Genomic DNA, 14,486 nt, shown 5'->3' on the forward strand with positions numbered 1-14,486 from the left:
CCGGCACACCCGTGCCGGGGGTCGTTCGTTCACTCGGCCGTCGGACGGCCGTCGTGCGGGGTCGTGCGGGGGCAGGCGTCGATCAGACGTTGAACCCGAGCGCGCGCAGCTGCTCGCGTCCGTCGTCCGTGATCTTGTCCGGGCCCCACGGCGGCATCCACACCCAGTTGATGCGCAGTTCGCTGACGATGCCGTCCGTGGCCGACTTCGCCTGGTCCTCGATGACGTCCGTCAGCGGGCAGGCCGCCGAGGTGAGGGTCATGTCGAGGGTGGCGATGTTCGCGTCGTCGACGTGGATGCCGTAGATCAGGCCCAGGTTGACGACGTCGATGCCCAGCTCGGGGTCGACCACGTCGTAGAGGGCCTCGCGGACCTCTTCCTCGGTGGCCGGCTTGATGGACGCCTCGGGCGTCGCGTTCTCGGTCATGCCGTCTTCCTCTCGGCGTCGCCCAGTGCCTGGGCGGTCGCGTCCTTCCACGCCATCCAGCTCAGCAGGGCGCACTTCACCCGGGCCGGGTACTTGGAGACGCCGGCGAACGCGACCGCGTCCTCCAGCACCTCCTCCATGGCCTCGTCGGGCTCCATCTTGCCCTTGGACTGCATCAGCTCCAGGAAGACTTCCTGGATCTTCCGCGCCTCGCCCAGCTCCTTGCCGACGAGCAGCTCGTTCAGTATCGACGCGCCGGCCTGGCTGATGGAGCAGCCCTGGCCCTCGTACGAGATGTCCGTGAGGGTCTCGCCGTCGTACTTCACGCGCAGGGTGATCTCGTCACCGCACGTCGGGTTGACGTGGTGCACCTCGGCGTCGCCGTCGCGCAGGCCTCGCCCGCGCGGGTGCTTGTAGTGGTCCAGGATCAGTTCCTGGTACAGGGATTCCAGCTTCACTGCGCCCTCGTCGCCTTCGTCGCTTCGTCTTATCCGAAGAAGTTCCGTACGTGCTCCAGCCCGGCGACCAGTGCGTCGACCTCGGCCGGAGAGGAGTACAGATAGAAAGACGCTCGCGTCGTCGCCGGAATTCCGTACCGGAGGCAGACCGGGCGGGCGCAGTGGTGTCCCACGCGGACCGCGATGCCCTGCTCGTCCAGTACCTGGCCGACGTCGTGCGGGTGGATGTCGCCCAGCACGAAGGAGATCGCGGCGCCGCGGTCCTCGGCCGTGGTGGGGCCGATGATGCGCAGGTCGGGGACCTCCGCGAGGCGCTTGATCGCGTACTCGGTGATCGCGTGCTCGTGCGCGGCGATCTTGTCCATGCCGATCGCGGTCAGGTAGTCCACGGCCGCGCCGAGGCCGACGGCCTGGGCGATCGGGGGCGTACCGGCCTCGAACTTGTGGGGCGCCGGGGCGTAGGTCGAGGAGTGCATCGAGACGGTTTCGATCATCTCGCCGCCGCCCAGGAAGGGCGGCAGGTCCTCGAGCAGCTCCTGGCGGCCCCAGAGGACGCCGATGCCGGTCGGGCCGCACATCTTGTGGCCGGTGAAGGCCACGAAGTCGGCGCCGAGCGCCTGCACGTCGAGCGGCATGTGCGGCGCGGCCTGCGAGGCGTCGATCAGCACCAGCGCGCCGACCTCCTGCGCGCGCCGGACGATCGCCTCGGTCGGGTTGACCGTGCCCATGATGTTGGAGACCAGCGTGAAGGAGACGATCTTCGTCTTCTCCGTGATGACCTCTTCGATGTTGGACAGGTCGAGCCGGCCGTCGTCGGTGAGGCCGAACCACTTCAGCTTCGCGCCGGTGCGCTGCGAGAGCAGCTGCCACGGCACGATGTTGGAGTGGTGCTCCATCTCCGTGATGGCGATCTCGGTCTCGCGGTCGACCCGGTAGGGCTCGTCCGCCCAGCCGAGCATGTTCGCGACCAGGTTGAGCGACTCCGAGGCGTTCTTGGTGAAGATCACCTCGTTGCGGCTCGGAGCGTTGATGAAGGCGGCGACCTTGTCGCGGGCGCCCTCGTACAGCGCCGTGGCCTCCTCGGCGAGCACGTGCACGCCGCGGTGGACGTTGGCGTTGTGCTGCTCGTAGTACTCGTTCAGCGCGTCGAGCACCTGGCGCGGCTTCTGCGAGGTCGCAGCGTTGTCCAGGTAAACGATCTTCTTCCCGTCGTGGACCACACGATCCAGAAGGGGGAAGTCCTTGCGGATCGCCTCGATGTCGAGGAGGCCAGGCAGCTGTGTCACGCGGTCGCGCCACCCTTCGTGCTGTAGGACTCGTAGCCTTCCGCCTCCAGCTTGTCGGCGAGCTCGGCGCCGCCGGACTCGACGATGCGGCCCTCGGAGAAGACGTGGACGAAGTCGGGCTTGATGTAACGGAGGATCCGCGTGTAGTGCGTGATCAGCAGGGTGCCGGTGTCGCCGGTCGCGTGGACGCGGTTGACGCCCTCGGAGACCTGGCGCAGGGCGTCGACGTCGAGGCCGGAGTCGGTCTCGTCGAGGATCGCGATCTTCGGCTTCAGGAGCTCCAGCTGCAGGATCTCGTGGCGCTTCTTCTCACCGCCGGAGAAGCCCTCGTTGACGTTGCGCTCGGCGAAGGCCGTGTCCATCTGGAGCTGCTCCATCGCGGACTTGACCTCCTTCACCCAGGTGCGCAGCTTCGGCGCCTCGCCGCGGATGGCGGTGGCCGAGGTGCGCAGGAAGTTGGAGACCGAGACGCCGGGGATCTCGACCGGGTACTGCATCGCGAGGAACATGCCGGCGCGGGCGCGCTCGTCGACGGACATCTCCAGGACGTCTTCGCCGTCCAGGGTCACGGTGCCCTTGGTGATGGTGTACTTCGGGTGACCGGCCAGCGCGTACGCGAGGGTGGACTTGCCGGAGCCGTTCGGACCCATGATGGCGTGCGTCTCACCCTGCTTGATGGTGAGCTCGACGCCCTTGAGGATCTCGCGGGCGCCGTTCTCGGCCTCGACGGAGACGTGCAGGTCGTGGATTTCAAGCGTTGCCATGGATACCTCAGGACTCCTGGGTGAGGGAGACGAGCACGTCGTCCCCTTCGATCTTTACGGGGTATACGGGGACGGGGCGCGTCGCGGGCAGGCCGGACGGCTTGCCCGTGCGCAGGTCGAAGGCCGAGCCGTGCAGCCAGCATTCGATCATGCAGTCTTCGACCTCGCCCTCCGAGAGGGAGACGTTCGCGTGCGAGCAGATGTCGTTGATCGCGAACACCTCCCCCTCGGCGCGCACGATGGACACCGGCGTGCCGTCGAGTTCGACCCTCTTGGGGGCGTTCTCTTCCAGCTCGCTCAGCGCGCAGGCCTTGACGTAAGTCATCAGACGGAACCCTGGAGCTCGGTCTCGATCTTGGCGAGCAGGCGCTCCTCGATGTCGTCGACACCGATCTGCTGGACGAGCTCGGCGAAGAAGCCGCGCACGACCAGGCGGCGGGCCTCGTCGGCCGGGATGCCGCGCGACTGCAGGTAGAAGAGCTGCTCGTCGTCGAAGCGGCCGGTCGCGGAGGCGTGGCCGGCGCCGACGATCTCGCCGGTCTCGATCTCAAGGTTCGGCACCGAGTCGACCCGCGCGCCGTCCGTGAGGACGAGGTTGCGGTTCATCTCGTAGGTGTCGGTGCCCTCGGCGGTCTTCTCGATGAGCACGTCACCGATCCAGACGGCGTGGGCGTCCTGACCCTGGAGCGCGCCCTTGTAGACCACGTTCGACTTGCAGTGCGGGGCCTTGTGGTCGACCAGGAGGCGGTGCTCCTGGTGCTGACCGGCGTCCGTGAAGTACAGGCCGAAGAGCTCGGCCTCGCCGCCGGGGCCCGCGTAGTTCACGCGCGGGTGGAGGCGTACGAGGTCTCCGCCGAAGGTGACCACGATCGACTTGAAGGTCGCGTCGCGGCCGACCAGCGCGTTGTGCTGGGACACGTGGACGGCGGTGTCGTCCCAGTCCTGCACGGAGACCACGGTGAGCTTGGCGCCGTCGCCAACGAGGAAGTCCACGTTGGCGGCGCGGACGCCGTCACCGGTGTGGTCGATGACGATGACGGCCTCGGCGAAGGCCTTCACGTCGAACACGGTGTGGCCGAAGGTGGTGCCGCCCTCGCCGTGCAGCGTGACGCGCACGGGCTCGGTGAGGACCGCTTCCTTGGGCACGGTCACGACCGTGGCCTTGGCGAAGGACGAGAACGCCTGGGCGGCGATCCGGTCCACCGGAGTGCCGGCCTTGCCGATGCGCGCGTCGCCGCGCTCAACGGACTCGATCGTGACCACGTCGGGCGCGTCGATCTGAGCCTTCATGGTGCCGTTGGCGACCGCGGTGCCGTCGTGCAGACCCTTGAGGCGGGCGAGCGGCGTGAAGCGCCACTCCTCCTCGCGGCCGGTGGGCACGGGGAAGTCCGCCACGTCGAAGGACGGGGGGGCACTCATCCGGGTGGCGACGGTCGACTCGGCGGCCACCGCGATCGCGCCGGCGGTGGTGGAACCCGCCGGAATGTTCTGAGCCTCAGCCATGGCTGTCGTGTTGCTCTCTTCCTTAAAGAATCTGCTGCGGGACGTCGGGCGGGCCGGGACTAACCGACCGAGCCTTCCATCTGCAGCTCGATCAGCCGGTTCAGCTCCAGCGCGTACTCCATCGGCAGCTCACGGGCGATCGGCTCGACGAAGCCGCGCACGATCATCGCCATGGCCTCGAACTCCGTCAGACCGCGGCTCATCAGGTAGAAGAGCTGGTCGTCGGAGACCTTGGAGACGGTCGCCTCGTGGCCCATGGACACGTCGTCCTCGCGGACGTCCACGTAGGGGTACGTGTCCGAGCGGGAGATGGTGTCGACCAGGAGCGCGTCGCACAGCACGTTGGACTTGGAGCCCTTGGCGCCTTCGCCGATCTCGACCAGACCGCGGTACGAGGTGCGGCCGCCGCCTCGGGCCACCGACTTCGAGACGATGTTGGAGGAGGTGTTCGGCGCCATGTGGACCATCTTGGAGCCGGCGTCCTGGTGCTGGCCCTCGCCCGCGAAGGCGATGGAGAGGGTCTCGCCCTTGGCGTGCTCGCCCATCAGGTAGACGGCCGGGTACTTCATGGTGACCTTGGAACCGATGTTGCCGTCGATCCACTCCATGGTCGCGCCCTCGTACGCCACGGCGCGCTTGGTGACCAGGTTGTAGACGTTGTTCGACCAGTTCTGGATCGTCGTGTAGCGGCAGCGGCCGCCCTTCTTCACGATGATCTCGACCACGGCGCTGTGCAGCGAGTCCGAGGAGTAGATCGGGGCGGTGCAGCCCTCGACGTAGTGGACGTAGGCGTCCTCGTCCACGATGATCAGCGTCCGCTCGAACTGGCCCATGTTCTCCGTGTTGATACGGAAGTAGGCCTGGAGCGGGATGTCGACCTTGACGCCCTTGGGGACGTAGATGAACGAGCCGCCCGACCACACGGCGGTGTTCAGCGAGGCGAACTTGTTGTCGCCGACCGGGATGACCGTGCCGAAGTACTCCTGGAAGAGCTCCGGGTGCTCCTTGAGCGCGGTGTCCGTGTCGAGGAAGATGACGCCCTGCTCCTCCAGGTCCTCACGGATCTGGTGGTAGACGACCTCGGACTCGTACTGGGCGGCGACACCGGCGACGAGGCGCTGCTTCTCCGCTTCCGGGATGCCGAGCCGGTCGTACGTGTTCTTGATGTCCTCCGGCAGGTCCTCCCACGAAGCGGCCTGCTTCTCGGTGGAACGCACGAAGTACTTGATGTTGTCGAAGTCGATGCCCGAGAGGTCGGAACCCCAGTTGGGCATGGGCTTCTTGCCGAACAGCTTGAGGCCCTTGAGACGGAGGTTCAGCATCCACTCCGGCTCGGACTTCTTCGCCGAGATGTCGCGGACGACCTCCTCGGACAGGCCTCGCTTGGCGACCGCGCCGGCCGCGTCGGAGTCGACCCATCCGTATTCGTAGGTGCCCAGGCCATCGAGCTCAGGGTGAGCAGTCTCCGTGGTCATGCGGGGTTCCTCCCGGCCGTACTTGCAGATACTGAAATGTCGGTCTGTGTGGCGTCTGCGGCACGGACGCCGTTCCCACTGCGTGGAATGAACGTCGTGCACACCCCGTCGCCGTGGGCGATCGTGGCGAGACGCTGCACGTGCGTCCCGAGCAGGCGGGAGAAGACCTCGGTCTCCGCCTCGCAGAGCTGCGGGAACTGCTCGGCGACGTGTGCGACCGGGCAGTGGTGCTGGCAGAGCTGTTCACCGCTGTGCGGACCGGGAGCGCTCTTCGCCGTAGCAGCGTACCCGTCTCCGGTCAACGCCTTGGCAAGGGCCTCGGTGCGCCCCGCGGGGCCGGCCGCTTCGACGGCTTCGCGGTAGGTCTCCGCCTGTGCCGTCAGCCTGGCCTTCGCGAAGGCGGCCACCGCCGCCTCGCCCTGCTCCCCGCCCCCGGCGGCCTGCGCGATCCAGCGCATGGCGTCGGCGGCGAGCGAATCGTAGGACTGGTCGAAGGCGTCACGGCCGCAGTCGGTCAGCGCGAAGACCTTGGCGGGCCGCCCTCGGGTCCGCGCGCCGTACACACGCTGCTCACGGGGTTCGACCACGTCGTCTGCGACGAGCGTGTCGAGGTGGCGGCGGACGGCGGCCTGGGTGAGGCCGAGGCGCTGGGCGAGGTCGGCGACGGTGGAAGGGCCGTGGTCCAGGATCGACCGCGCGACCCGGTTGCGGGTTGACCGCTCCCCGGTCGCGAGTTCGCCCTGGGGGGCCTCGCTCATCCGTTCGCCGTATTTCACAACGCCATTGTTGCGTAATTAGTCCGGCCCCGACAAGCCGTGATGGAGGCCACCTCTGGTGGCCTCCATCACTAAGGGTTACCTTATTTATCCACGGAGCGTTACGCGGAAGTCGACTCTCCGCCCTCGCGCAGGGCCCCGCCGGTGAACCAATAAACGGCTCCGACCAGCAATCCCCCGCCCACGATGTTCCCCGGCACGGTGAACATCAGATTGCGGAAAAGATCACCGAACCCGGCTGAGCCATCCAGGATCGCGAGGCTGAAAACAGCCATGTTCGCTACACAGTGTTCGAATCCGACGGCGACAAATACCGCCACCGGCAGCCACAGGACGAAAATCTTGGCGGCATCGCCGCGGGCCCGGGTGAACATCCAGATGGCCAGGCAGACGAGCATGTTGCAGAGCACCGCGCGCCAGAACAGCTGTCCGCCGCCCAGCGCCATCTTCCCGTGCACCATCTCGGTGAGCATCGACCGCGCCGAGGGCGAGGAGGCCACGCCCGAGGCGTGCACCATGGCCCCGAAGGCGAAGGCTCCGACCAGGTTCCCGGCCAGCGAGAGCGTCCAGGAGAGGATCAGGTCCCGGGGGCCGGTCCGCCCCGACAGGGCGCCGACCAGCATGATCATCACGTTGCTGGTGAAGAGCTGGGCGCCGGCGAACATCACGATGGTCAGGGCGATCGGGAAGACCGCGCCCTCCAGCAGCTTCACGGCCGGCGAGCCCTTGGCCACGAACGGCGAGATCGCGACCAGGAGCAGCACCTCGCCGACGGCGATGTAGGCGCCCGCGAGCATCGCCGACACGAAGTAGCGCGGCGGATGCCCGAGGTCATGGGCCTTGTGCTCGGCCTGCCCCGAGGTGGCTTCGACGTTCTGAGCGATGCTGTTCACCATTCGACGTTAGGCCCCGGCCCCGCTCCCGGACGGACGATAAAGTCACGAATGCGCAGGTCCGTGACCCTTCGGGGGCAGGACCTACGGCCCCACCCCGGTCACCTCCCACGGCTCCGTAGACTCACTCCCCATGAGCAACGACCCCGCCGTGGAAATCCGCGGACTGGTGAAGCGGTACGGCCCCAAAACCGCGGTGGACGGCCTGGACCTCACCGTCCGGAGGGCCTCGGTCACCGCAGTCCTTGGTCCCAACGGCGCGGGCAAAACGACCACTGTGGAAACCTGTGAGGGCTACCGCCGCCCCGACGCGGGATCCGTCCGCGTCCTCGGCCTCGACCCCGTGACCCAGGCCGAGTCCCTGCGCCCGCGCATCGGCGTGATGCTCCAGTCCGGCGGCGTCTACTCCGGCGCCCGGGCCGTCGAGATGCTGCGCCACATGGCCAAGCTCTACGCCGACCCCCTGGACGTCCCCACCCTGGTGGAACGCCTCGGCCTCGGCGGCTGCGGCCGCACCGCCTACCGCCGGCTCTCCGGCGGCCAGCAGCAGCGCCTGGCCCTCGCCATGGCCGTCGTCGGCCGCCCCGAGCTGGTCTTCCTGGACGAGCCGACCGCCGGCCTCGACCCGCAGGCCCGGCGCGCGACCTGGGAACTCGTACGGGAACTGCGCGCCGACGGGGTCTCGGTCGTCCTCACCACCCACCACATGGACGAGGCCGAGCAGCTCGCGGACGAGGTCGCCATCGTCGACGCCGGCAAGGTCATCGCCCACGGCACCCCCGACGCCCTGTGCCGGGGCGGCGCCGAGAACACCCTGCGCTTCACCGGCCGCCCCTCCCTCGACGTCGGCTCCCTGCTCAAGGCCCTGCCCGACGGCACCCAGGCCGCCGAGCTCCTCCCCGGCGTCTACCGGGTCACCGGCGACGTCGACCCCCAACTGCTGGCCACCGTCGCCTCCTGGTGCGCGCAGCACGGGGTGATGCCCGACAGCCTCTCGGTGGAGCGGCACACCCTCGAAGACGTTTTTCTGGAGCTCACCGGTAAGGAGCTGCGCGCATGAGCGCCGGTACGTTCACCCCCCGCCCGGGGGCCGCGCCCGTGTCCCGCATGATCCTGGCGCAGACCGCGCTGGAGACCCGGATGCTGCTGCGCAACGGGGAGCAGCTGCTGCTGACCGTGATCATCCCGGCGCTGCTGCTGACCCTCTTCTCCGCCGTCGACATCGTCGACACGGGTGAGGGCAAGTCCGTGGACTTCCTCGCCCCCGGCATCCTGGCCCTGGCCGTGATGTCCACCGCCTTCACCGGCCAGGCCATCGCCACCGGCTTCGACCGGCGCTACGGGGTCCTCAAGCGGCTCGGGGCCTCCCCGCTGCCGCGCTGGGCCCTGATGGCCGCCAAGACGCTGTCCGTACTGGTCACCGAGGTGCTGCAGATCGCGCTGCTGACGGTGATCGCCTTCGCCCTGGGCTGGTCCCCGCACGGGAACCCGCTGTCCGTCGCCGCGCTGATCCTGCTCGGCACCGCCGCCTTCTCCGGGCTCGGCCTGCTGATGGCCGGCACCCTGCGGGCGGAGGCCACCCTGGCCGCGGCCAACCTGGTCTTCCTGCTGCTCCTGGTCGGCGGCGGGGTGATCGTGCCGATGGACAAGTTCCCCGGCGCGGTCCAGTCCGCCCTCGGCCTGCTCCCGATCTCCGCGCTCTCCGACGGGCTGCGCGAGGTGCTCCAGCACGGGGCCGCGCTGCCCTGGGGCGACGCGGCGGTCCTGGCGGTCTGGGCCGTACTCGGTCTGGGCGCCGCGGCGCGCTGGTTCCGCTGGGAGTGAATCCCTTCCCCCGCGCGTTGCCCCGGCAGGAGGATGGTCGCCTCCACAGGGGAGCGCACCACAGACGCCGGGGGGCGGCATGGCGCAGCGGGAGGCCGTTCTGCGGCTGGACGAACAGTGGGCACGGATCCGGTCGGGCGCGGCGCACGCGGAGCCCGCGGAGGCCGACGCCCTGCTCGCCGAGCTGATCGGAGCCCTGCGCGAGCCGGCCCGCGCGGACGCCGAGTGCGCGGCCCGGCTGGGTCTGCGCCTCGGCGACCTGGCGGCCCGCCGGTTCGCCGACGGGGACCGGGCCGGGGCGCTGGCCGCCATCGAGGAGGGGCTGCGGTTCTCGCAGCAGGCGGCCGGGCACGCGGCCGAGTACGCCCGCTGGTACGCCCGGGGCCTGATCAACCAGGGGGTCTGGCTGTCCTGGCCCCTCAGTGACGGGGAGCGGCTGCCGAAGCACCCGCTGGGCCCCGGCTCCGAGAGCGGCCCGAGCCCCATGGAGCGGGCCGCGGGCGAGCGGGCCAGAGATCTGACGCACGGCGCGGTGGAGGTCTGGGCGGCCCTGGACCAGGAGGATCCGGTCAATCAGCGGGGCCTCGCGCAGGCGAAGGTGTTCCTCGGCGACCGGCTCGCGGAGCTGGGCCTGGCCGAGGAGTCCGTGGCGTGGGCGGTCGACGCGGAGGGCTCCTTCCGGCGGCTCCTGCTCGCCGATCCCGGCGTGGACGAGTCCCAGGAGGCCGAAGAGGCCCTGGACCACATCGGCCGCCAGCTCGAACTGCGGCTTCGCTTCCTGCCCTTCGCCTCCCTGGTGGGCCTGCGCACGCGCGGGCTGCTGCCCGACCGGCTGCTGCCCCAGGCCGTGGTGGGTGCCCGCGTCCAGGGCGTCCCCGAGGAGGAGATCGCCGCCGGGCTGGGCCTGGACCCCGACCAGGTCCACACGATGCTGGAGGTGACCCCCTGGGTCGCGGTGTGGCGCGTCGAGGTCCGCGGCTCCGACGGGCTGTGGAACGTACAGTCCCATCCCTGGCACAGCGGGGCAGAAGTGCGAAACAGGACAGCCGAGGACGTAGGGGCCGAATTGGTACACGGCTTCGCGGCTTCGGCCGACTACCCGGGCAGGAGCGCGCATTGGCGGATCCGCGTGTGGTGGCACACCGAAGGCGACCCGGCCGGGGCCCTGTTCCGGCTGGTCATCGGCCCTGACGGAACGACCGCCACCCCCTCGTGAAACTTTGCACAAGTGTCCGCGTACGATAAGTGCCGTGTTGACCCCCCTCGCATACCTCGCCAGCCGCTGGACTCCCTCACCCCGGACCGTCCAGCGGGCCGCGTTGGCGGCCGTGCTCATGAGCATCGTCATCGTCGTCACCGGCGGCGCGGTGCGGCTGACCGGATCCGGACTCGGCTGCGACACCTGGCCCAAGTGCACGAGCGACAGCCTGATCGTGACCCAGGAGCAGGGCTTCCACGGCGCCATCGAGTTCGGCAACCGCATGCTGACGTACGTGCTCTGCGCGGCCGTTGGCTGGGCGATCACCGCCGCCCGCTGCGCCAAGCCGTGGCGCACCTCGCTGACCCGGCTCGGATGGATCCAGTTCGCCATCGTGATGGGCAACGCGGTCCTCGGCGGCATCACCGTCCTGACGGGCCTCAACCCCTACAGCGTGGCCGGGCACTTCATGCTCGCCACCTCGCTGATCACCGTGACGACGATCACCTGGCAGCGCACCCGCGAGGGTGACGGCCCGGCCCGGCCGCGCGTGCCCGCCCCGGTGCGCAAGCTCGCCTGGGCGCTGGTCGCGGCCACCGTCGTCCTGATCGCGGCCGGCACGGTGGTCACCGGTTCCGGCCCGCACGCCGGGGACAGCAGCGAGATCAAGCGGATGCCGTTCGACTGGTCGGCCACCGCCCACGTGCACGCGATCTCGGCCTGGGTGGTCTGCGCGCTCGCCGTCGCCATGTGGCTGGTGCTGCGCGTGGTCGACGCCCCCGTCGACACCCGGGCGCGCGCCCGCGACCTGCTGATCGTGCTGCTCTCCCAGGGCGCCATCGGCTACGTCCAGTACTTCACCGAGGTGCCCGAGGCCCTGGTCGCCGCCCACATGCTCGGCTCCTGCCTGGTGTGGATCTCGGTGGTCCGCGTGGTGCTGAGCCTGCGCGAGCGTCCGTCCGAGCAGGCCGGCATCCCGGCGCAGGGCGACGACGCCCGGCTCGCGGCGGTCTGACCCTCCGGAGGCGGGACCCGCGCGCGGGTCCCGTCCGTCAGCCCCGCCCTTCAGCCGCGTTCGTCAGCCCCGTTCGTCAGCCGCGTTCGTCCAGTCGGTAGACGCGGCGGGCATTGCCCGCCGCGACCATCGCAGCCACCCGCTCCGCGTCCCGCCAGGACCAGGAGCCGTCGGCGACCCAGCCGCCGAGCACCCGGCCGAGCGCCTCCCGGAAGCCCAGTGCGCCCACCGCGTGCAGTTCGGGCAGTTGCCGTCCGCCGCCGGAGAACATCAGCTTCCCGAACGGCGCGGTCTCCAGGCACTCGGCCAGTACCGCGGCCGCCCGCGCCCCCGTGGACCCCAGCGCCGCCCCGAGGTCGGCGTGGACGTGCGGGAAGGCCGCGGCCAGCCCCGCAGCCTGCCGGTGGTGCGGGTACCCGCCGAGCAGGACCAGCCGGGCCCCCGGCCCCCCGGTCGCCCGCAGGAACCCGGTCAGCCGCTCCGGCTCCCCCGACTCCCCGCCCGTGTGCAGTTGGAGCGGGAGCCCCGAGGACACCGCGCTCCACGCCAGGTGCCGCAGGAGTACCGGATCTCGTACGGCCCCGCCCCTGGTCCGTCCGGCCAGCCAGCGCCCGGCCGCGCCCCGCACCTCGCCCGGACCGGGCGGCTCGGGCTCGTCCTCCAGGGCCGCCGCCCAGGCGCGGCCCTCCTCCCCGGCCCCGCAGGTGAAGGCCACGGCCCCGGCGGCGGCCTGATGGACCGCCCCGGCGAGGTTGGCCAGGAAGGCGGCGACGGTCCCGGAGGTGTCCGCCACCTGCCGGGCCAGCAGCTCCGGCCGCACCAGCTCGAAGGCCTCGGCCGCGCCCGCCAGGGCCAGTTCCTTGGGCCCGGTGAGGTCCCCGGGCACTGCGGTGTCGACGAGCCGGGCCCCGACCCCGCAGCCGCGCAGCAGCCGGCGGGCCGTCTCGGCGGCGCCCAGTTCGCGCCGCCGGGCGAGGTAGCGGGCGGGGGCGCAGTGCGGTTCGAGCCCGAGCAGCGGCGGACACCAGCGGCGCACGGCGAAGCCGGCCTGGGTGTCGAAGAAGGTGGTACCGGCGGCGGGCGGGCCGGCCGGGGGGATCAGCTGGGCCTCGAAGGTGGCGAGGCCCAGCTCCGTGCGGAGCACTCCCTGGCAGTACTGGTCCACCAGGGGCGGCGTTTCGATCATCCGGGCATCCCGTTGCGGACGTGAGGAAGGGGCTTCCACACGTCCTAACGGGTGAGCGGGGTGTGAGGTGTTGCTCGCGCTGTTGACCGAGCGGGTGACGCGGAAACGATCAGGCCAATGATCAAGCCAAGATCGACCGGGTCAGGCCGCGGGATTGGCGGTTCCGCCCAGCTGGATTCCGGCCATCCGGGACCACTCGTACGGCCCTGTCCGCACCCGCGCGGCGAACTCGCCGTCGAACTCCTCGTGGAGGGTCAGCCCGGCCTTCCCGGCCGCGAGCCGCGCGGTGTCGTAGGCCGGGGCGACCAGGTCGCCCCACTCGCCGTCGGTGCCGACGAGGACGATCCGGGTACCCGCCTGGCCGATGTGCGCGAGGTGGCCCTCGGCGCCGCCGTGCAGCTTGGCGAACGCGCCGATCTGCTTGGCCAGCCTCGCGGCCGTACGGTCCTGCTTCTTGTCCGCCGTGGCGGCGGTCTCCTCGGTGTCTGCCATGGAGGGCATGCTACCGGCCGGTAACGAGCGGAGGAAGGACCGGCCGCCGAGCGATCCGCCACAGGATTGGCGGAAGGAGCCACCGAAAGATCCACCGGAGGATCCGGAGGGGGGCAGCGAGGGACCCGGCGGAGGATCAGCGGAGGAAGGGGTCCACGGCCACGGCGACGAAGAGCAGCGACACGTAGGTGATCGACCAGTGGAACAGCCGCATCTCCTTGAGCTTCGCGCCCGTCACGCCCGACTTGGCGCGCGCGTTGAGCCCGTGCGCCTCCCAGAGCCACCAGCCGCCGGCCACCAGGGCGACCGAGGTGTAGAACCAGCCGGTGTACCCCAGCGGGGTCAGCAGCAGCGAGACCGCCACCATCACCCAGCTGTAGAGGACGATCTGCTTGGCCACGGCCTTGTTGCCCGCCACGACCGGCAGCATCGGCACGCCGACCCTCGCGTAGTCGTCCTTCACCTTCATCGACAGCGGCCAGTAGTGCGGCGGCGTCCAGAAGAAGATGACGAGGAAGAGGATGACGGCGGCCCAGGAGACCTCGTTCTTCACGGCCGACCAGCCGATGAGCACCGGCATGCAGCCCGCGATGCCGCCCCACACGATGTTCTGCGAGGTGCGCCGCTTCAACAGCATCGTGTAGACGACGACGTAGAAGAGGAGCGCGCCGAGCGCGAGCGCGGCCGACAGCCAGTTGATCAGCAGCCCGAAGAACAGGGTGGACGCGACGCCGAGCGTGATGCCGAAGACCAGGCATTCGCGCGGGCTGACCATGCCGGTCACCAGCGGGCGTCCCGAGGTCCGGTCCATCAGCGCGTCGATGTCGCGGTCGATGTACATGTTCAGCGCGTTGGCGCCGCCCGCCGACAGATAACCGCCGAAGCAGGTGGCGAGGACCAGCCACAACGAGGGCACGCCCTGCTCGGCGAGGAACATCACCGGCACGGTCGTGATGAGCAGAAGCTCGATGATCCGCGGCTTGGTCAGTGCCACGAAAGCCATGGCCCGGGCCCCGAACGGCCGGTGACCGGGGCTCGTCCCGAGCACCCCCGCTGGACGGGATTCGACGGCCGTCACGCACACCCCTGACAGAGAATCCAGCAAGCTCCGACGTGAACCTTTTAAACATGAAGGTCGCGTAAAGGCTTGCGCGTACCACGCCACTCTAGACGTAGCCATTGGCTCGTC

16 protein-coding genes are annotated in these 14,486 nt (G+C 70.0%); 4 read left to right on the forward strand and 12 right to left on the reverse strand.

From position 1 onward, the window contains the following. Positions 1–82 precede the first annotated feature (82 nt). The 9 genes from ACFYYB_RS06625 to ACFYYB_RS06665 all read right to left on the reverse strand — a co-directional run bounded on the left by ACFYYB_RS06625 (position 83) and on the right by ACFYYB_RS06665 (position 7,582). Positions 83–427, reverse strand: a complete 345-nt coding sequence (locus ACFYYB_RS06625) for a metal-sulfur cluster assembly factor (protein WP_073913993.1) — start codon at positions 425–427, stop codon at positions 83–85. Further along, positions 424–885, reverse strand: a complete 462-nt coding sequence (gene sufU, locus ACFYYB_RS06630) for a Fe-S cluster assembly sulfur transfer protein SufU (RefSeq protein ID WP_327307360.1) — start codon at positions 883–885, stop codon at positions 424–426. The genes ACFYYB_RS06625 and sufU overlap by 4 nt, the downstream gene beginning before the upstream one ends. Positions 886–914: 29 nt before the next feature. Further along, a complete protein-coding gene (locus tag ACFYYB_RS06635) occupies positions 915–2,171 on the reverse strand; it encodes a cysteine desulfurase (RefSeq protein WP_266909694.1) in 1,257 nt (418 codons plus the stop codon). Further along, positions 2,168–2,935 carry a Fe-S cluster assembly ATPase SufC gene (sufC, locus tag ACFYYB_RS06640; RefSeq protein WP_266876885.1) on the reverse strand — a complete coding sequence of 256 codons (768 nt, stop codon included), beginning with the start codon at positions 2,933–2,935 and terminating at the stop codon, positions 2,168–2,170. Before sufC ends, ACFYYB_RS06635 begins: the two co-directional genes overlap by 4 nt. Positions 2,936–2,942: 7 nt before the next feature. Beyond that, positions 2,943–3,260, reverse strand: coding sequence for a bifunctional 3-phenylpropionate/cinnamic acid dioxygenase ferredoxin subunit (locus ACFYYB_RS06645; protein WP_250742308.1), 318 nt, complete (start codon positions 3,258–3,260; stop codon positions 2,943–2,945). Continuing rightward, positions 3,260–4,438 carry a Fe-S cluster assembly protein SufD gene (gene sufD, locus ACFYYB_RS06650; protein WP_389433574.1) on the reverse strand — a complete coding sequence of 393 codons (1,179 nt, stop codon included), beginning with the start codon at positions 4,436–4,438 and terminating at the stop codon, positions 3,260–3,262. Before sufD ends, ACFYYB_RS06645 begins: the two co-directional genes overlap by 1 nt. A gap of 59 nt (positions 4,439–4,497) precedes the next feature. Continuing rightward, a complete protein-coding gene (sufB, locus tag ACFYYB_RS06655) occupies positions 4,498–5,913 on the reverse strand; it encodes a Fe-S cluster assembly protein SufB (RefSeq protein ID WP_327307357.1) in 1,416 nt (471 codons plus the stop codon). After that, positions 5,910–6,689 carry a helix-turn-helix transcriptional regulator gene (locus tag ACFYYB_RS06660; protein WP_389433575.1) on the reverse strand — a complete coding sequence of 260 codons (780 nt, stop codon included), beginning with the start codon at positions 6,687–6,689 and terminating at the stop codon, positions 5,910–5,912. The genes sufB and ACFYYB_RS06660 overlap by 4 nt, the downstream gene beginning before the upstream one ends. Before the next feature lie 101 nt (positions 6,690–6,790). Continuing rightward, on the reverse strand, positions 6,791–7,582 hold the full coding sequence (locus ACFYYB_RS06665; protein WP_389433577.1) for a formate/nitrite transporter family protein: 792 nt from the start codon (positions 7,580–7,582) through the stop codon (positions 6,791–6,793). A gap of 133 nt (positions 7,583–7,715) precedes the next feature. On the opposite strand from ACFYYB_RS06665, the gene ACFYYB_RS06670 reads away from it, so the two are divergent. From ACFYYB_RS06670 to ACFYYB_RS06685, 4 genes are all read left to right on the forward strand, one after another. After that, positions 7,716–8,642, forward strand: a complete 927-nt coding sequence (locus ACFYYB_RS06670; RefSeq protein WP_389433578.1) for an ABC transporter ATP-binding protein — start codon at positions 7,716–7,718, stop codon at positions 8,640–8,642. Then, entirely contained in the window at positions 8,639–9,406 is a 768-nt protein-coding gene (locus tag ACFYYB_RS06675; RefSeq protein WP_389433580.1) for an ABC transporter permease, read from the forward strand. The genes ACFYYB_RS06670 and ACFYYB_RS06675 overlap by 4 nt, the downstream gene beginning before the upstream one ends. A 79-nt stretch (positions 9,407–9,485) precedes the next feature. Then, positions 9,486–10,622: a hypothetical protein gene (locus ACFYYB_RS06680; protein WP_389433581.1), complete on the forward strand. Its 1,137-nt coding sequence runs from the start codon at positions 9,486–9,488 to the stop codon at positions 10,620–10,622. Positions 10,623–10,626: 4 nt separating this feature from the next. Next, entirely contained in the window at positions 10,627–11,619 is a 993-nt protein-coding gene (locus ACFYYB_RS06685) for a COX15/CtaA family protein (RefSeq protein ID WP_327307351.1), read from the forward strand. 76 nt (positions 11,620–11,695) lie between these two features. On the opposite strand, the gene ACFYYB_RS06690 is transcribed toward ACFYYB_RS06685, so the two are convergent. The 3 genes from ACFYYB_RS06690 to ACFYYB_RS06700 form a co-directional block, all read right to left on the reverse strand. Next, positions 11,696–12,805 (reverse strand): amidohydrolase, encoded by a 1,110-nt coding sequence (locus ACFYYB_RS06690; protein WP_389433583.1) that lies wholly within the window; start codon positions 12,803–12,805, stop codon positions 11,696–11,698. Between the two features lie 141 nt (positions 12,806–12,946). After that, positions 12,947–13,297, reverse strand: coding sequence for a hypothetical protein (locus ACFYYB_RS06695; protein ID WP_389433585.1), 351 nt, complete (start codon positions 13,295–13,297; stop codon positions 12,947–12,949). A 136-nt stretch (positions 13,298–13,433) separates the two neighbouring features. Continuing rightward, positions 13,434–14,381 carry a heme o synthase gene (locus tag ACFYYB_RS06700; RefSeq protein ID WP_389434927.1) on the reverse strand — a complete coding sequence of 316 codons (948 nt, stop codon included), beginning with the start codon at positions 14,379–14,381 and terminating at the stop codon, positions 13,434–13,436. Positions 14,382–14,486: the final 105 nt, after the last annotated feature.

Source organism: Streptomyces sp. NPDC002886, assembly GCF_042888445.1.
Lineage (GTDB): Bacteria > Actinomycetota > Actinomycetes > Streptomycetales > Streptomycetaceae > Streptomyces.